General features: G+C 72.7%; 11 protein-coding genes. 7 read left to right on the top strand and 4 right to left on the bottom strand.

Features of this window, described 5'->3' with window-relative positions; all coding sequences use genetic code 11:
- Positions 1–318: 318 nt before the first annotated feature.
- Entirely contained in the window at positions 319–3,237 is a 2,919-nt protein-coding gene (locus ACTVZO_RS12890) for a PIG-L family deacetylase (protein ID WP_443298503.1), read from the bottom strand.
- A gap of 171 nt (positions 3,238–3,408) precedes the next feature.
- Between ACTVZO_RS12890 and ACTVZO_RS12885 the strand changes: the two genes are divergently transcribed.
- A complete protein-coding gene (locus ACTVZO_RS12885) occupies positions 3,409–6,396 on the top strand; it encodes a bifunctional [glutamine synthetase] adenylyltransferase/[glutamine synthetase]-adenylyl-L-tyrosine phosphorylase (RefSeq protein WP_443298502.1) in 2,988 nt (995 codons plus the stop codon).
- 119 nt (positions 6,397–6,515) lie between these two features.
- Positions 6,516–8,090 (top strand): amidohydrolase, encoded by a 1,575-nt coding sequence (locus ACTVZO_RS12880; protein ID WP_443298501.1) that lies wholly within the window; start codon positions 6,516–6,518, stop codon positions 8,088–8,090.
- Between the two features lie 42 nt (positions 8,091–8,132).
- Here the strand turns inward: ACTVZO_RS12880 and ACTVZO_RS12875 are convergent, their stop codons facing one another.
- The 3 genes from ACTVZO_RS12875 to ACTVZO_RS12865 form a co-directional block, all read right to left on the bottom strand.
- Positions 8,133–9,020 carry a phosphatase PAP2 family protein gene (locus ACTVZO_RS12875; RefSeq protein ID WP_443298500.1) on the bottom strand — a complete coding sequence of 296 codons (888 nt, stop codon included), beginning with the start codon at positions 9,018–9,020 and terminating at the stop codon, positions 8,133–8,135.
- A gap of 74 nt (positions 9,021–9,094) precedes the next feature.
- The gene (locus tag ACTVZO_RS12870; RefSeq protein ID WP_443298499.1) at positions 9,095–10,135 is read right to left on the bottom strand and encodes a LacI family DNA-binding transcriptional regulator; all 1,041 of its coding nucleotides are present in this window, start codon (positions 10,133–10,135) and stop codon (positions 9,095–9,097) included.
- Positions 10,136–10,161: 26 nt separating this feature from the next.
- On the bottom strand, positions 10,162–11,772 hold the full coding sequence (locus tag ACTVZO_RS12865; protein WP_443298498.1) for a glycoside hydrolase family 13 protein: 1,611 nt from the start codon (positions 11,770–11,772) through the stop codon (positions 10,162–10,164).
- Between the two features lie 222 nt (positions 11,773–11,994).
- Between ACTVZO_RS12865 and ACTVZO_RS12860 the strand changes: the two genes are divergently transcribed.
- Genes ACTVZO_RS12860 through ACTVZO_RS12840 form a run of 5 tightly spaced genes read left to right on the top strand, consistent with a single transcriptional unit; the run spans position 11,995 to position 17,927 of the window.
- Entirely contained in the window at positions 11,995–13,269 is a 1,275-nt protein-coding gene (locus ACTVZO_RS12860; RefSeq protein ID WP_443298497.1) for an extracellular solute-binding protein, read from the top strand.
- A gap of 7 nt (positions 13,270–13,276) precedes the next feature.
- On the top strand, positions 13,277–14,314 hold the full coding sequence (locus ACTVZO_RS12855; RefSeq protein ID WP_443298496.1) for a carbohydrate ABC transporter permease: 1,038 nt from the start codon (positions 13,277–13,279) through the stop codon (positions 14,312–14,314).
- A gap of 2 nt (positions 14,315–14,316) precedes the next feature.
- On the top strand, positions 14,317–15,240 hold the full coding sequence (locus ACTVZO_RS12850) for a sugar ABC transporter permease (RefSeq protein WP_443303150.1): 924 nt from the start codon (positions 14,317–14,319) through the stop codon (positions 15,238–15,240).
- Between the two features lie 51 nt (positions 15,241–15,291).
- Positions 15,292–16,881, top strand: a complete 1,590-nt coding sequence (locus ACTVZO_RS12845; RefSeq protein WP_443298495.1) for a glycoside hydrolase family 13 protein — start codon at positions 15,292–15,294, stop codon at positions 16,879–16,881.
- On the top strand, positions 16,866–17,927 hold the full coding sequence (locus ACTVZO_RS12840) for a LacI family DNA-binding transcriptional regulator (RefSeq protein ID WP_443298494.1): 1,062 nt from the start codon (positions 16,866–16,868) through the stop codon (positions 17,925–17,927). The genes ACTVZO_RS12845 and ACTVZO_RS12840 overlap by 16 nt, the downstream gene beginning before the upstream one ends.
- The last annotated feature ends 195 nt before the right edge of the window (positions 17,928–18,122 follow it).

The raw sequence follows: 18,122 nt of genomic DNA, 5'->3' as shown, positions 1-18,122 counted from the left end.
CGCCTAGGGTTCGATCGTCCGGCAGGAAAACCGCTGAGCAGTCAGAGAGAGGCCATTCCGGCGAACTTGGTTCACCGGTTCCGGCGATGACTGTGGCTTTCCGGAAACGACCGGACGTGATTGTGCCCTGTGGAGATTTTGATCCGGATATGTGACCGAGATGTGGACGCTGTTCGTCCGGCCCCCGGATCAACCGGCGTACGGGTGTGGGGTGTTAGCGGTAGATTTTATGGATTCGCCACACTTCGGGATGTATGTCCGTATGGTCGTAGCCGTACGGGCGCGCCGCGGACCCGCTGCGGACCCGCTGCGGACCCGCTACGGAGTCGCGTTGTGCGGGCCCACCGGCTGCCACGGCGCCAGGTACGCGTCCGGGGCGTCCGCCGAGGTGGTCACGTACAGCCGCGCGTCCAGACCCACCACGGCCAGGCTGACCAGGTTCTTTCCGGTCATCGTCGAGGACGGGGCGCCGACGAACATCAGCGGCGACCGCTCCCAGGGGCGGCCCCCGCCGACGTCCGAGCCCAGCTGTCCGCCCGCCGCGCGGCCCGCCAGCACGTGCCCGCTCGCCGTGACCGAGCCGAAGCCCTTGAGGCCGCCGAGGTCGGTGAGATTGTTCACCTTCAGTCCGCCGTCACCCGTCATGAGGGCGGTACGGACGTTGCCGGAGCCCGGCTTGCGGAACCACAGCCGCACCCCGCCCTCGCGGCCCTCCGCGGTCAGCGGGAGCGTGGTGTCCGGCAGTCCGGTGGCGGCGACCGGGCCCAGCGGGGCGCCCGGCTTCGGCTGCACCCAGCCCACGACCGTCTTGGAGGTGGCCGAGAACACCATCCGCCGGCCGGCGCCGTCGGTCCCGGTGGCCGGGGTGCCGTGCAGGTCGGAGCCGCCGTACTTGTCCCACGGGCCCCAGCTGCCGTCCGCCTGCCGCACCCGGCCGCGCAGGGTGTACGCGCCGTCGCGGACGTACGCCGCCAGCTGCCCGGTGCCGTCGACCGAGACGGCGGGGGAGCTGATGTCGGAGGTCCAGTTCTCGTCCGCGGTCTCGGGGGTGCCCAGCGACTGCCATTCGCCGAACTCCTCGGAGCCGGGGGCCTTCTGGACGGCGTAGGCGACCTCGCGCCGGTAGTCCGCGGGCTTCGCGCCGAAGGAGGTCCGGGTGCCGAAGGCGGCGATCCGGCCGTCCTGCAGGGTGACCGTGGACACACCCGGGTCCATGCCGGTGCCGGGCAGCAGGTCCGGGCCGCTCCAGCGGCCGATCAGGCCCGGCCGGTGCCAGACGGCGACCTGGCCGTCGAGCACCTTGAAGGCCCACAGTCCGTGCTCCTTGTCGGAGGCCAGCCAGGAGGTGCTGGTGCCGCGGGCGTAGTTGATGGAGTCCGACCAGTGGTTGCCCGCCGGGTGGTCGGCGACCTTGAGGTCGCCGCAGCCGGCGTCGCTGCCGCAGTGGTTCTGCTGGTCGAGCCAGGCGTAGGTGTCCAGGATGTCCAGCTTCTCCTTGGCCTCGTCCGGGTCCAGGGCGCTGGGCAGGGAGCCGTTGAAGTAGCCGAGGTAGTTCTGCACCGCGAAGTGCGGGCGGTCCTTGACGTCCTTCGCGTACGCGGCGGTGGCCAGCTGCACGAACCGGGCGCCGTAGAAGTGGTCCTGGTGGTCGGTGTACCGCTTGGTGTCCGGGTACCGGCCGGGCGTCGGGTCCTGGGAGCGGACGGTGGTCGGCTTGTACTCCTCCAGGATGCCGACCAGGGTCTGGACGACCTGGTCCTTGGTGTACGCGAACTTCTGCTTGACCGGGGTCCCGGAGGCGAGCATCGACTCCAGGCGGGGGACCTTGCCGTCCCACAGGCCGTGCAGGCTGTCGGGGACGTCGGCGTAGACGTTGCCGGCCTCGCGCAGCTGTAGCCAGACCAGGTTGACCTGGGGCTTGGCGACGAGGACGTCGACCTCGGCGTGCCCGCCGCCCTTGGTCGGGACGACGCTGCGCTTCCAGGCGCTGCCGCGGTCGCCGGTGGCCATCTTGGCGTAGGCGGCGCGGATGCCGTTCTGGCGGGCCTCGGCGTAGGCGGGCTTGTTGGGGGTCGTGGTGGCCTGCTTGGCGGAGCCCGCGTTGATGCCGTCGGCTTCGCCGGAGGTCAGGTAGACCGAGGTGACGGGGAGACCGGCGGATATGGAATAGCGCAGGTCCGGATTCATGAAGTAAAGGTCGTCATCGGGATGCGCGATGATCTGGAGCACCCGGCCGGGGTCGGGCGCGTCCGCGGGGGCCGCGGGGGCGGTGGCCCTGCTGTCGGGGGTCACGGGGGAGACCAGGCGGTCGAGGGCCTCGTTCCCGCGGAGCAGGAGCATGCTGCCGGCGGCGGTGGCCGCGCAGAACGCGACGACCTTGACGAGCCGGGCCCAACGGGTGCCTCTGCCTCCCGGCGGGGTGGCGGTTCCGGTGGGGGGTGCGCCTGTGCCCGCGCGGCGGTGGTTGCGCCCGGCTTCCGGGGCGGACGGGGCCTTGGCGCGCTTGCCGCGGCTGCCGCGGTTGCCGCTGCGCTCGGCCTCGCGGGCCAGGCGCGCGGCCTTGCGGCCGGCGGGTAGGTCATCCGTCTCCGGGGCTTCGGCCGCCCCGGACCGAGCCGCGGGAACCCAGGCCTGACGGCCCGACGGGGCTTCGGCCGGGTGGCCGGACCGGTTGCCGTGCTGCCGGGGCAACGGGGGCGGGGCGTCGGAGTGGTGGCCCGGCTGCCGGGCTGCGGCCTGCGCGGCCTCGGCCTCGCGGCCGGACCAGGCTGCGGCGGGCGAGCCCTCGGGTTCGTGGCCGGCCTGCCGGGCTGCCGCCGGCGGAGTCGGTGTGCGGTGGTCGGGATGTCCGGTTGCCCGGCGCGAGGCGTCGGCCGGGTGGGCCCCCGGCCGGCCTGCCGCGAACGGGGCGCCGGCCCGGTGGCCGGCCTGCCGGGCTGCCGGGGGCTGGGCCTCGGCAGGGTGGGCGGGGTGCCGGCCTGCCGGGGGCTGGGCCTCGGTTTCGTGGTTCGGGTGCCAGCCTGCTGTCGGGTGGGCTTCGGGCTGGTGGGCGGGGTGCCGGCCTGCCGGGGGTCGGGCTTCGGTTTCGTGGTTCGGGTGCCGGCCTGCTGCCCGGCGGGGCTCGTGCTCCGGGGTTTGCGGGGGCCACGGTGTCGGGTCGGCGGCGCGGGGAGTGCCGGGGCCGGGTATGTCCGGGTGTGGCCAGGGGGAGCCCGAGGGCGGGCGGGCGTCGGGCATGGGGCTCCTCGCGGCCGGTCGGCGGGGAGTGGGCCCCATCAAGCCATAAGTCTTCAGATAATCCGATAATCCTGCTCATGGTACGTCCCGGTGAGTCGAACGCCTGCTCCGGCTAGGCTCACCTGGAGGTACGCCAGGGCAGTGGCAGCGACGACCGCGGGAGGCGGCGGGATGACAGTCCCGGGACGCAGGAGCAGCACCTTCATCCGGCTGCTCCGCAGCGGATTCACCGACCCCTCGGCCGCCGCCCGGCTGCTCGACGCCGACGCGCTGGCCTCCGTACGCGCCGACCCCGTGCTGCTCGACGCCCTCGGCGCCACCGCCGACCCCGACCTGGCCCTCCTCGGACTCGTCCGGCTCGCCGAGGCACAGCCGCCCGAGGAACTGTCCCTGCTCCTCGACACCCTCGTCAGCGCCAAGCCGCTGCGCGACCGCCTGCTCGGAGTGCTCGGCGCCTCCGAGGCCATCGGCGACCACCTCGCCCGCCACCCCCGCGACTGGCACGCCCTCGTCACGTACGAGGCCGCCGACCTGCACCCCGGGCTCCCCGAGTTCGAGCGCGGCCTCGCCGACGCCCACGACCCCGTCGCCCTGCGCGTCTCCTACCGCCGCTGCCTGCTCTCCATCGCCGCCCGCGACGTCTGCGGCACGATAGACATCGCCCAGACCGCCGCCGAGCTCGCCGACCTCGCCACCGCCACCCTCCGCGCCGCCCTGCGCATCGCGAGCGCCGCCGCCCCCCAGGACGCCGCCCAGTGCCGGCTCGCCGTCATCGCGATGGGCAAGTGCGGCGGCAACGAGCTCAACTACGTCTCCGACGTCGACGTCATCTTCGTCGGGGAGGCCACCCCCGGCACCGACGAGGGCAAGGGCCTCCAGGCCGCCACCCGCCTGGCCTCCCACCTCATGCGGATCTGCTCCGAGACCACCGTCGAGGGCACCATCTGGCCCGTCGACGCCAACCTCCGCCCCGAGGGCAGAAACGGTCCGCTCGTCCGCACTCTCTCCTCCCACCTCGCCTACTACCAGCGCTGGGCCAAGACCTGGGAGTTCCAGGCCCTCCTCAAGGCCCGCGCCGTCGCCGGCGACCCCGACCTCGGCGCCCAGTACATCGAGGCCATAAGCCCCCTGGTCTGGCAGGCCGCCGAGCGCGAGAACTTCGTCGCCGACGTCCAGAAGATGCGCCGCCGCGTCGTCGACAACATCCCCGCCGCCCAGGTCGACCGCGAGCTCAAGCTCGGCCCCGGCGGCCTGCGCGACGTCGAGTTCGCCGTCCAGCTGCTCCAGCTCGTGCACGGCCGCAGCGACGCCACCCTGCACTCCGGCACCACCCTCGACGCCCTGCACGCCCTCGCCGCCGGCGGCTACGTCGGCCGCGCCGACGCGGCCCAGCTCCACGACGCGTACCGCTTCCTGCGCACCATGGAGCACCGCATCCAGCTCTACCGGCTGCGCCGCACCCACCTCGTCCCCGAGGACGAGCAGGACCTGCGCCGCCTGGGCCGCTCCATGGGCCTGCGCACCGAACCCGTCGCCGAACTCAACAAGGCCTGGCGCCGCCACGCCTCCGTCGTGCGCCGCCTGCACGAGAAGCTCTTCTACCGGCCGCTCCTCGACGCCGTCGCCCAGCTCACCCCCGGCGAGACCCGGCTCTCCCCGCGCGCCGCCGGCCAGCGCCTCGAAGCCCTCGGCTACGCGGACCCGGCCGCGGCCCTGCGCCACCTCGAGGCCCTCGCCTCCGGCGTCACCCGCAAGGCAGCCATCCAGCGCACCCTGCTGCCGGTCATGCTCGGCTGGTTCGCCGACTCCGCCGACCCGGACGCCGGGCTGCTCGGCTTCCGCAAGGTCTCCGACGCCCTCGGCAAGACCCCCTGGTACCTGCGGCTGCTGCGCGACGAGGGGGCCGCCGCCGAGAACCTCGCCCGTGTCCTGTCCGCCGGCCGGCTCGCCCCCGACCTGCTGATGCGCGCCCCCGAGGCCGTCGCCCTGCTGGGCGACCCCGAGGGCCTCCAGCCCCGCAGCCACGAGGCCCTGGAGCAGGAGGTCCTCGCCGCCGTCGGCCGCGCCGAAACGCCCGAGGCCGGCGTCGCCGCGGCCCGCGGGGTCCGCCGCCGCGAGCTGTTCCGCACCACCGCCGCCGACATCATCCGCTCGTACGGTACGGAGGACAGCCCGGCCGAGGAGGACCACGGAGCCCTCGTCGACCGGGTCGGCGGAGCCGTCTCCGACCTCACCGCCGCCACCGTCGCGGGCGCCCTGCGCGCCGCCGTCGGCACCCACTGGGGCGACACCCTGCCCACCCGCTTCGCCGTCATCGGCGTCGGCCGCTTCGGCGGCCACGAACTGGCCTACGGATCCGACGCCGACGTCCTGTTCGTCCACGAACCCCGCGAGGGCGTCGACGAACAGGAAGCCGCGAAGGCCGCCCAGACCGTCATCGCCGAGATGCGCCGCCTGCTCCAACTGCCCACCGCGGACCCGCCGCTGCTCATCGACGCCGACCTGCGCCCCGAGGGCCGTTCCGGCCCGCTCGTGCGCACCCTGGCCTCGTACGCCGCGTACTACCGGCGCTGGTCCCTGACCTGGGAGAGCCAGGCCCTGCTGCGTGCCGAACCGGTCGCGGGCGACACCGACCTGGGCCGGCGGTTCATCGAGCTGGTCGACCCGCTGCGCTACCCGGTGGAGGGGCTCGGCGAGGACGCCGTACGGGAGATCCGACGGCTCAAGGCCCGGATGGAATCGGAGCGGCTGCCGCGCGGCGCCGACCCGACCCTGCACACCAAACTCGGCCGCGGCGGCCTCAGCGACGTCGAGTGGACCGTCCAGCTGATCCAGATGCGGCACGCCTGGGCCGAACCGGGCCTGCGCACGACCCGCACCCGGGAAGCCCTGGCCGCCGCCCACGCGGCCGGGCTGATCCCGACCGAGGAGGCGCAGATCCTGGACGAGGCCTGGGTGCTGGCCACCCGGGTCCGCAACGCGGTGATGCTGGTGCGGGGCCGCGCCGGGGACACCTTCCCCTCCGAGGCCCGCGAACTGGCGGCGGTGGGCCGCTACCTCGGCTACGCGGAGGGCACGGTCGGCGAGATGCTGGACGACTACCGGCGCATCACGCGCCGCGCCCGCGCGGTGGTGGACGAGCTGTTCTACGGGGCGTAGGGCCGGGCGGCGGGCAGCCCGCGGCGGCATCCGGTTCCGCGCGGGCCCCCGCCCCCGGCCCCGCCCCGCCCGTCGCCGAGCCCCCGCCCCCCACTCGCCGCCCCCGAAGGAGCAGACCAGTGCCCGCTGCCGACACCGTCCTCACCGGAGCCCGCGTCCGCACCCTCGACCCCCGCCGCCCCGAGGCCCGTGCCGTCGCCGTCCGGGGCGGGCTGATCGCCGCCGTCGGCGACGAGGCCGACGTACGGGACTGGCGCGGCCCCGGCACCGAGGTGATCGACCTCGGCGGCGCCACCCTCACCCCCGGCCTCACCGACGCCCACAGCCACCCCGTCTGGGGCATCGAGATGGCCACCGGCACCGACCTCTCCGCCGTACGCGACATCGGCCGGCTGCGGGCCGTGCTGCGGACCGCCGAGCGCAGCAAGGGCTGGGTCGTCGGCCACGGGCTCGACCACAACGCCTTCGGCGGACAGCCCGTCGACCGCGCCCTGATCGAGGACGTCCTGGACGGCGCCCCCGCCTTCCTGCGCCTCTACGACGGCCACTCCGCGCTCGCCAGCGGTCCGGCCCTGGCCGCCGCCGGCATCACCGGCCCCCGCACCTTCGCCCAGCGCTCCGCCATCGTCTGCGACGCGGCCGGGCGCCCCACCGGACACCTCGTCGAGCACGCCGCGATGGAGCTGGTCGCAGCCCTGGTCCCCAAGCCCGCCCCCGTCGAACGCCGCACCCGCCTCGTCGCCCTCCTGCGGTCCATGGCCGCCACCGGACTGACCGGCGCCCACGTCATGGACCTCGGCGACGGAGACGTACCGGCCCTCCTGTCGACCGTCGAGTACGAGGGCGACCTGCCCCTGCGGCTGAGCCTGGCCCCCTGGTGCATGCCGGGCGCGGACGAAGAAGAACTCGCCGGGCTGATCGGGCTCCAGGGCCTGGCCGGCCGGCACTGGCGGGTCGGCGGCGTGAAGTTCTTCATGGACGGCACCGTCGAGGGCGGCACCGCCTGGCTGGAGCACGCCGACTGCCACGGCCAGGGCACCGACGCCTTCTGGCCCGACCCGCAGGCCTACGCCCGCGCCGTCCGGGTCCTCGACGCGGCCGGGGTGCGCACCGCGACCCACGCCATCGGCGACGCGGCGGTCCGCCACGTCCTCGACACGGTCGCCGCACTCGGCGGACAGGCCCGCATGCGGCACCGCATCGAGCACGTCGAGACCGTCCCCGACGACCAGCTGAAGCGGTTCGCGGAGCTCGGGGTGATCGCCTCGATGCAGCCGCCGCACGCCGCGTACACCCGCGCCGACCACACCGACGAGTGGTCCAGGCGGCTGGGGGAGGAGCGGGCCGGGCGTGCCTGGCGCTGCCGGGACCTGCGGGACGCGGGAGCGGTCCTCGCGCTCGGCTCCGACTGGCCCATCGCCCACTACGACGCCCGCCGGATCCTCGTGGCCGCCCGCGCCCCTCTCGGCGCGGCCGCGGCCGGACCGGCCCTGACCGGGCTGATGGCCCTGGAGGGCATGACCTCACACGCGGCGCTCGCGGCCGGGGAGGAGCAGGTGGCGGGCCGGATCGCGGCCGGCCGGCGGGCGGATCTGACGGCCTTCGCGCTCGACCCGGTCACGGCGGGGGTGGACGAGCTGGCCGAGGCCCCGGTCCGCCTCACGATGTCCGGCGGGCGCGTCACGCACCGGTGAGGAGGAGGGGGAGCGGGTCCGAGGGGCTGGGGTAAGGGGCCGTTAGCCCCGGAAACGGTTCAGCAGCGCCGTCGCCGGATGCGGGCCCGCGTGCTGGGGGTGGCGCGGCAGCCGGTGCGGGAGCGAGCGGAACCAGGCCGCCGACACGGTGTAGCCGAAGGCCAGGCAGAGCATGCCGCCCACGGCGTCGAGCCAGAAGTGGTTGGCGGTGGCCACGATCACGACGAGGGTCGCCGCCGGGTAGAGCAGGCCCAGGATCCGGGCCCAGGGGGCGGAGGCGACCGCGAAGATCGTCAGACCGCACCAGAGCGACCACCCTATGTGCATGGACGGCATCGCCGCGTACTGGTTCGACATGTGCTTGAGGTTCCCGGAGGCCATGGAGCCCCAGGTGTGGTGGACCAGCACGGTGTCGATGAAGTCCTGCCCGTTCATCAGCCGGGGCGGCGCGAGCGGGTACAGGTAGTACCCGACCAGGGCGACGCCCGTGGTGGCGAAGAGGATCAGGCGGGTGGCGGCGTACCGCCCGGGATGGAAACGGTAGATCCACACGAGCACGCCGATGGTCACGATGAAGTGGAGCGTGGCGTAGTAGTAGTTCATGCCCACGACCAGCCACGTCACGGAGTTCACCGCATGGTTGACCGTCTGCTCGACGGCGATGCCCAGGCTCCGCTCGGCGTTCCAGATCCAGTCGGCGTTCGCGAGCGCGGCCGCCTTCTGCTCGGGCACCGCGTTGCGGATCAGCGAGTAGGTCCAGTAGCTGACGGCGATCAGCAGGATCTCGAACCAGATCCGCGGACGGCGGGGGCTGCGCAACCGGGCCAGAAGGGTGCGCTCGGGCCCCGTCCGGACCTCACTCTCGGTCACGAGGGGTGACGACGAGACGTCCGTCCGAGTTTCCAGTGTCTTCACGCTCGCTTCACCCATGGGGAGAGAGTCTGCCAGATGCGATCTCGCCTCCGATCATCCCTCGGGACGGTCTTCGGCGCCTGCGCTCCGACCTACGGACGAGTCCGGCCCCGAGCCTGCCCGGGGCCCGAGGCCGTGGAGCCGCGGACCACCAGCTCGGGCAGGAAGACGAATTCGCTGTGCGGGGCCGGCGTACCGCCGATCTCCTCCAGCAGGGTCCGGACCGCCGCCTGCCCCATGGCCTGCACCGGCTGCCGGATGGTGGTGAGCGGCGGATCGGTGAACGCTATGAGGGGGGAGTCGTCGAAGCCGACGACCGACACGTCCTGCGGCACCCGCAGCCCCCGCTGCCGGGCGGCGCGGATCGCGCCGAGCGCCATCATGTCGCTCGCGCACACCACCGCCGTGCAGCCCCGCGAGATCAGCGCGGTCGCGGCGGCCTGGCCGCCCTCCAGGGTGTACAGGGAGTGCTGGATCAGCTCCTCGGTCTCGGCCTCGTCGAGCCCGAGCCGCTCCTTCATCCCGAGCCGGAAGCCCTCGATCTTGCGGACCACCGGCACGAAGCGCTTGGGCCCGACGGCCAGCCCGATCCGGGTGTGCCCCAGCGCCGTCAGGTGGGTGACCGCGAGCTGCATCGCCGCGCGGTCGTCGGGGGAGACGAAGGGCGCCTGCACCTTGTCGGAGAACCCGTTGATGAGGACGTACGGGACGCCCTGGCCGCGCAGTTGGTCGTAGCGGCCCATGTCGGCGGTGGTGTCGGCGTGCAGACCGGAGACGAAGATGATCCCGGAGACCCCGCGGTCGACGAGCATCTCGGTCAGCTCGTCCTCGGTGGACCCGCCGGGCGTCTGCGTGGCCAGCACGGGCGTGTACCCCTGCCGGGTCAGTGCCTGGCCGATGACCTGGGCGAGCGCCGGGAAGATGGGGTTGTCCAGCTCGGGCGTTATCAGGCCGACGAGCCCCGCGCTGCGCTGGCGCAGCCGTACGGGCCGTTCGTAGCCGAGCACGTCGAGCGCGGCCAGTACGGATTCACGGGTGCCCGCGGCCACACCGGGCTTGCCGTTGAGCACGCGGCTGACTGTGGCTTCGCTGACCCCCGCTTGGGCTGCGATGTCGGCTAGCCGTGCGGTCACGGGATTGGACTGTACCGGTCGCACGTTCAGATTGCCCACCACGTGCACGAGTCCGCCGGCAGCAGCACGGTGCGGCCGTCCGTCTCGACGGGCGCGCTGGACAGTACGGGACGTCCGGGCGCGGGCAGTTCGACCGCGGCGGGCCGGCCGTTGAGGGTGCAGGCGAGGCCGGGCCGGGTGAAGAGGAGCACTCCCTCGGGCGCGGGCAGCCAGGTCAGCGGGCCCGCCTCCGGGGAGCCGAGACCGGGCAGGGCCCGGCGCAGTTCCAGGGCGGCGCGGTACAGCTCGAGCGTGGAGTGCGGGTCGCCGGTCTGGGCGGCGACGCTCAGCCCGCCCCAGCCGGCGGGCTGCGGCAGCCAGGCGCCGGCCGGTCCGAAGCCGTACGGGGGCCGGTCGCCGCACCAGGGCAGCGGCACCCGGCAGCCGTCGCGCAGCCCGTCCTGTCCCGCGGTGCGCAGGAAGGCGGGGTCCTGGCGGACCTCGTCGGGCAGGTCCGTGACCTCGGGGAGGCCGAGCTCCTCGCCCTGGTAGACGTACGCCGACCCGGGCAGGGCCAGCATCAGCAGGGCGGCGGCCCGCGCCCGGTCCAGGCTGCCGTAGCGGGTGCGGTGGCGTACGACGTCGTGGTTGGACAGCACCCAGGTGGTGGGCGCCCCGACCGAGGCGGTGGCGGCCAGGGACTCGTCGATGACGGTCCGCAGGGCGGTGGTGTCCCACGGGCAGTTCAGGAAGCGGAAGTTGAAGGCCTGGTGCAGTTCGTCGGGGCGGACGTAGCGGGCGAGGCGCTCGGAGGTGGGCGCCCAGGCCTCGGCGACGCCGATCCGCGGGCCCTCGTAGGAGTCGAGGAGGCGGCGCCAGGAGCGGTGGATCTCGTGGACCCCGTCCTGGTCGAAGAAGGGGAGCGGCTGCGTGCCGATGAGGGTGGCCTGGGCTCCGTGGCCGATGTCGGGCAGGCCGGCGGCCTTGACCATGCCGTGGGCCACGTCCACGCGGAAGCCGTCGACGCCGAGGTCGAGCCAGAAGCGCAGCACGGAGGCGAACTCGGCGGCGACCTCCGGATGCTCCCAGTCCAGGTCGGGCTGCTCGGGGGCGAAGAGGTGCAGGTACCAGGAGCCGTCCTCGACGCGGGTCCAGGCCGGGCCGCCGAAGACGGACTCCCAGTCGTTCGGGGGCTCGGCGCCGCCGGGCCCCCGGCCGGGGCGGAAGTGGTAGCGCGCCCGGGCCCGCGGGTCCCCGGCGAGGGCGGCCCGGAACCAGGGGTGCTGCTCGGAGGTGTGGTTCGGCACCACGTCCACGATGACCCGCAGGCCCAGCGCGTGCGCGGCCCGTACCAGGTCGTCGGCGTCGGAGAGGTCGCCGAAGAGCGGGTCGACGGCGCGGTAGTCGGCGACGTCGTAGCCGCCGTCGGCCTGCGGGGAGACGTAGAAGGGGGTGAGCCACACGGCGTCGACCCCCAGCCGGGCCAGGTGCGGGAGCCGCTCCCGCACCCCGCGCAGGTCCCCGACGCCGTCGCCGTCACTGTCGGCGAAGGACCTCACGTACACCTGGTAGATGACGGCATCACGCCACCAGCCGGTGCTCGCGGCGGCGTTGCTGGAAGCGCTTGCAAGCTGGACGGCCGTCGACTCATGGGTCATATCGGGGTCAACGCGAGCACACGCCCCGTGGTTGCGGCCCGGGGCGGGCGAAGGTGCGCGCGACTACCAGCAAGCTGCGGCAACCGTCCGGACACGTGGATGTAACGATCAGCCGGTCTTGCAGAAAATTGCCGCAAGCCCTTTCGGTCTTCTTTCAGCCTTGTTACGTTCCTGGCAACTCGGGACCGCGAGGGCGCGGCCGGGATCATCGAAGGAGTTCATATGCGGCGTGGCATAGCGGCCACCGCGCTGGTCGCGGCCCTGGCGCTCGCGGCGACGGCTTGCGGTGGTGACACCAAGGACGACAGCGGCGAGACGAAGGCCGGTGGCGAACTTTCCGGCACCGTCACCTGGTGGGACACGTCGAACGACGCCGAGAAGGCCAGCTTCCAGAAGATCGCCGAGGCGTTCACCGCGAAGCACCCGAAGGTGACCGTCAAGTACGTCAACGTTCCCTACGGCGACGCGCAGAACAAGGTCAAGAACGCCTTCAGCAGCGGTTCCGACGCCCCCGACGTGATCCGCGCCGACGTCGGCTGGGTCGCCGACTTCGCTTCGCTGGGCTACCTCGACGAGGTCCCCTCCGACACGGCGAAGAAGGTCGACGCCGAGTTCCTCCCGCAGGCCGCGGCCAGCGGCAAGTACGAGGGCAAGACCTACGCGGTCCCGCAGGTCATCGACACCCTCGGCCTCTTCTACAACAAGAAGATGCTCGCCGACGCCGGCGTCCAGCCCCCCAAGACGCTCGAGGAGCTGAAGACGGCCGCCGCGGCCATCAAGGCCAAGACCGGCAAGGCCGGCCTCTACCTGCGCGGCGACGACTCCTACTGGTTCCTCCCGCTGATCTACGGCGAGGGCGGCGACCTGGTCGACGCGAAGAACAAGACGGTCACCGTCGACAACGCGGCCGGCGTCAAGGCCTTCAAGACCGCCCGCGAACTGGTCACCTCGGGCGCGGCGGTCACCAACGCCACCGACGGCTGGACCAACATGCAGACGGCCTTCAAGTCCGGCGAGGCGGCCATGATGATCAACGGTCCGTGGGCCGTCGCCGACACCTACGCCGGTGACCAGTTCAAGGACAAGGCCAACCTCGGCGTCGCCGCCGTCCCGGCCGGCTCGGTCAAGGCGGGCGCCCCGCAGGGCGGCCACGACCTCGGCGTCTACGCCGGTTCGAAGAACCGCGACGCCGCCCACGCCTTCGTCGAGTACATGACCTCGCAGGAGGTCCAGGTGCAGTCGGCCAAGGAGCTCAGCCTGCTCCCCACCCGCACCGCCGCCTACGAGCAGCCCGACGTGAAGAGCAGCGAGATGGTGCAGTTCTTCAAGCCGGCCGTGGACAAGGCCGTCGAGCGCGCCTGGATCCCGGAGAACGGCTCCCTCTTCGAGCCGCTGAAGGTCGAATACACCAAGGCGATCACCGGAGCCTCGAGCCCCGAGGACGCCGCCAAGGCGGCCGGCGCCGAGTTCCGCAAGATCCTCAAGGGTTGGAAGTAACGACAAGATGGCTGCTCACACCAGCCAGTCGGTGGCGAAGGCCGCGGGTGACGGCGTCGGGAACGACGTCGCCGCCCGCGGCCGGAGCCGCAGGACTGACAGCGGGAACAGAGGCGGACTGAGGCGCGCCCTCGCCACCCACTGGTACGCCTGGGCGATGATCGCCCCGGTGGTGCTCGTCCTCGGCGTGATCATCGGCTGGCCGCTGATCCGGGGCATCTACCTGTCGCTGACCGACGCCAACGAGCGCAACGTCTCGCGCACCATCGGCGCCCGGCACATCGAGGCCACGTACGAGTTCGTCGGACTCGACAACTACGCGGCCGTACTCAGCGACCCGGTGTTCCTGCAGCGGCTGGTGTGGACGGTAGTGTGGACCGTCGCGTGCGTGTCCATCACCTTCACCCTCGGCCTCGTCCTGGCCAACATGCTCAACCGGAACTTCCGGGGCCGCGCCGCCTACCGGATGGCGCTCATCCTGCCCTGGGCCGTCCCCGGCTTCGTCTCCGTCTTCGCCTGGCGGTTCCTCTTCAACCGCGACAACGGCATCCTCAACAAGATCCTCGACGGTGGCGGCATCACGGGTCTCTCGGCGGTTCCGTGGCTCGACGACCCGACCTGGGCCAAGTTCTCGGTCATCGCCGTCAACGTCTGGCTCGGCGTCCCCTTCATGATGGTCGCCCTCCTCGGCGGCCTCCAGTCCATCCCCGGCGAGCTCTACGAAGCCGCCGAGATGGACGGCGCGAGCGCCTGGCAGCGGTTCCGCCACATCACCCTGCCCGGCCTGCGCGCGGTGAGCATGACCGTGATCCTGCTCTCCACCATCTGGACCTTCAACATGTTCCCGGTGATCTTCCTGCTCACCCGGGGCGGACCGGGCGACTCCACCGAGATCCTCGTGACCCAGGCCTTCCGCGAGGCGTTCGTGGCGAGCCCGCGCGACTTCGCCGGCTCCGCCACCTGGGGCGTACTGATCCTCGCCCTGCTCATGATCTTCGCGCTGGTCTACCGGCGCTCGCTGCGCAAGCAGGGAGAGGTGTGGTGACCATGTCCCCTGCGGACACCGCCCGCAAGGCCGCCGCCCGTACGAACACCGCCGGTGCGAACGCCGCCGGTACGGCCGCCCGTACGGCCGCCGCCCGCGGCCGGGGCAGCCGGTCCCCGCTCGCCTCCTTCGGCCTGCACGCCACCCTCGTCGTGGCGTCCGTCATCGCCGTCTTCCCGGTGCTGTGGATCCTGCTGACCTCCCTCAAGCCGGCCGAGCAGGCGATCAGCACGGACTTCGTCAAGGAACCGACCCTCGGCAACTACACGTACCTGCTGGAGCAGAGCCACTTCCTCAGCTGGTTCGCCAACTCGGTCCTCGTCGCCGGAGTCACCACCGTCCTCGGCGTGTTCATCGCCGCCACCACCGGATACGCGGTCAGCCGCTTCAAGTTCCCCGGCATGAAGCCGCTGATGTGGACCCTGCTCATCACGCAGATGTTCCCGATGGCCATCCTCATCGTCCCGCTCTACAACCTGATGGGCGACCTCGGCCTGCTCAACCAGCCCGTCGGCCTGATCATCACCTACCTCACCATCGCCGTGCCGTTCTGCGCCTGGATGATGAAGGGCTTCTTCGACACCATCCCGGTGGAGATCGACGAATCCGGCCGCGTCGACGGACTCAACCCCTTCGGCACCTTCTGGCGGCTGATCCTGCCCCTCGCCAAGCCCGGCCTCGCCGTCACCGGCTTCTACGCCTTCATCACCGCATGGGGCGAAGTCGCGTACGCCTCCGCCTTCATGGTCGGCGAGGAGAACCTCACCCTGGCCGGCGGACTGCAGACCTTCGTCACCCAGTACACCTCCAACTGGGGTGCGATGAGCGCCGCCTCGGTCCTCATCGCCATCCCCGCGGCGATCTTCTTCGTTTTCGCCCAGCGTCACCTCGTCGCCGGAATGACGGCAGGCGCCACCAAGGGCTGACCACCCGTGCCTGCCCCCTCTCACCCCCGGCCCGATCTCTCCAAGGACGACATGACCCAGCACCTCGCCGACGCACTTCCCACCTCCACCGGCACCCAGCCCGGCTGGTGGAGAGAAGCGGTGATCTACCAGGTCTATCCGCGCAGCTTCGCCGACTCCAACGGGGACGGCATGGGGGACCTCGAAGGCATCCGCAGCCGCCTGCCCTACCTCAAGGAACTGGGCGTCGACGCCGTCTGGCTGAGCCCCTTCTACGCCTCCCCGCAGGCCGACGCGGGCTACGACGTCGCCGACTACCGGGCCATCGACCCGATGTTCGGCACCCTGCACGACGCCGACGCCGTCATCCGCGAGGCCCACGCCCTGGACCTGCGCATCATCGTGGACCTCGTCCCCAACCACTGCTCCGACCAGCACGAATGGTTCAAGCAGGCCCTGCGCGAAGGCCCCGGCACCCCGCTGCGCGAGCGCTTCCACTTCCGCCCGGGGCAAGGCGCGCACGGCGAGCTGCCGCCCAACGACTGGGAGTCCATCTTCGGCGGCCCGGCCTGGACCCGCGTCGCCGACGGAGAGTGGTACCTGCACCTCTTCGCCCCCGAACAGCCCGACTTCAACTGGGAACACCCCGCCGTCCAGGACGAGTTCCGCTCCATCCTGCGCTTCTGGCTCGACCTCGGCGCCGACGGCTTCCGCATCGACGTCGCCCACGGCCTGGTCAAGGCCCCCGGCCTGCCCGACCTCGGCCGCGACGAGCAGCTCAAACTGCTCGGCAACCAGGTGCTGCCCTTCTTCGACCAGGACGGCGTCCACGAGATCTACCGCTCCTGGCGCCGCGTCCTCGACGAGTACGCGGGCGACCGCATCGGCGTCGCCGAGGCATGGACACCGAGCGCCGACCGCACCGCCCTCTACCTGCGCCCCGACGAGCTGCACCAGGCCTTCAACTTCCACTACCTGAGCACCGGCTGGGACGCGCCCGCGCTGCGCGAGGCCATCGACGACTCGCTCGACTCGATGCGGCCCGTCGGCGCACCGACCACGTGGGTGCTGTCCAACCACGACGTCGTACGCCACCGCACCCGCTTCGGCAGCCTCGAGCGGGCGCGGGCCGCCGCCCTGCTGATGCTGGCCCTGCCGGGGTCGGCGTACGTCTACCAGGGCGAGGAGCTCGGCCTCCCCGAGGTCACGGACCTGCCCGACGAGGTCCGCCAGGACCCCTCCTTCTTCAAGGCGAACGGCCAGGACGGGCTGCGCGACGGCTGCCGGGTCCCGATCCCGTGGTCCGGCGACCAGGCCCCGTACGGCTTCGGCAGCGGAGGCAGCTGGCTGCCTCAGCCGGCCGAGTGGGCGGGCCTGAGCGTCGAGGCGCAGACCGGCGATCCGCAGTCCACGCTGGAGCTGTACCGGACGGCGCTGCGGATCCGCCGCGAGCACGCGGACCTCGGCGCGGGCGACGCCGTGGAGTGGCTGACCGCCCCGGAGGGCGTGCTGGCGTTCCGCCGCGGGGGCTTCGTCTGCACCGTCAACACGACGGGCGAAGCCGTACGGCTGCCCGCGCCGGGCGCGGTGCTCCTCGCGAGCGGGGAGCTCGCCGACCGCGATCTCCTGCCCGCCGACACCGCGGTGTGGTGGCAGGGGTGACTTCCCCGCTGCGGCTGACGGACATCGCCGCGCAGGCCCAGGTCAGCGAGGCGACGGTCAGCCGTGTGCTCAACGGCAAGTCGGGCGTGGCGGCCGGCACCCGGCACAAGGTGCTGGCCGCGCTCGACCTGCTGGGCTACGAGCGGCCGGTGCGGCTCAAGCGGCGCAGCAACGGCTTGGTGGGCCTGCTGATCCCGGAGCTGACCAACCCCATCTTCCCGGCGTTCGCGCAGGTCATCGAGCAGGCGCTGGCCGGGCACGGGTACACGCCGGTGCTGTGCACGCAGACGCCCGGCGGGGCCACCGAGGACGAACTGGTGGAGCAGCTCGAGGAACGCGGGGTCACGGGCATCGTGTTCCTGTCGGGCCTGCACGCCGACACCCACGCCGACCCCTCGCGCTACCAGCGGCTCGCGGCGCGCGGTACGCCGTTCGTCCTGATCAACGGCTTCAACGAGCAGGTGAACGCGCCGTTCATCTCCCCGGACGACCGGGCCGCGGCCGATATGGCGGTACGGCACCTGGAGGACCTGGGGCACCGGAGGATCGGCCTGGCGATCGGGCCGACGCGGTACGTGCCGTCGGCCCGCAAGGAGCAGGGCTTCGTGGCCGCCTGCCCGTCCGCGGAGTCGGAGGGCCTGATCCAGCGCACCCTGTTCACGGTCGAGGGCGGCCACGCGGCCGGCGGCGCCCTGCTGGACCGGGGCTGCACGGGGGTGGTGTGCGGGAGCGACCCGATGGCGCTCGGCGTCATACGGGCGGCGCGCGAGAGGGGGCTGCGGGTGCCGGAGGACGTGTCGGTGGTCGGCTTCGACGACTCCCCGCTGATCGCCTTCACCGACCCACCGCTGACGACGGTCCGCCAGCCGGTCCGCGCGATGGCGACGGCGGCGGTCGGAGCCCTCCTGGAGGCGGTGGCCGGCACCCCGGTCCAGCGCACGGAGTACGTCTTCCAGCCGGAGCTGGTGGTGAGGGGGTCGACGGGGCAGGGGCCGGGGGGTTCGGGGGCTTCGGGTGCTGTGGGGCCTGATTCCGGCGGAGGCTGATCAGGGAGGGTTTGGGGGTTTCCCGCCCGTCCGACTGTCTCTCCGGGTCGGGCCGTCCTGTCAAGGGCGCTCCCTTCGGTCGCGTCGCTGCGCGATGGCCTGCGGCCACCCTTGACAGGCCGTCCCGCCCCGGAAAGACAAGGACCGGCGGGAACCTCCCAAAGGAACGGTCCACCAGTTCCCTATGCCTGCCTG

The organism is Streptomyces sp. IBSNAI002, assembly GCF_052244475.1.
In the GTDB taxonomy this organism is placed as follows: Bacteria; Actinomycetota; Actinomycetes; order Streptomycetales; family Streptomycetaceae; genus Streptomyces.
Note: the sequence above shows the minus strand (reverse complement) of the source record. Positions and strands in the feature narration are given on the sequence as shown.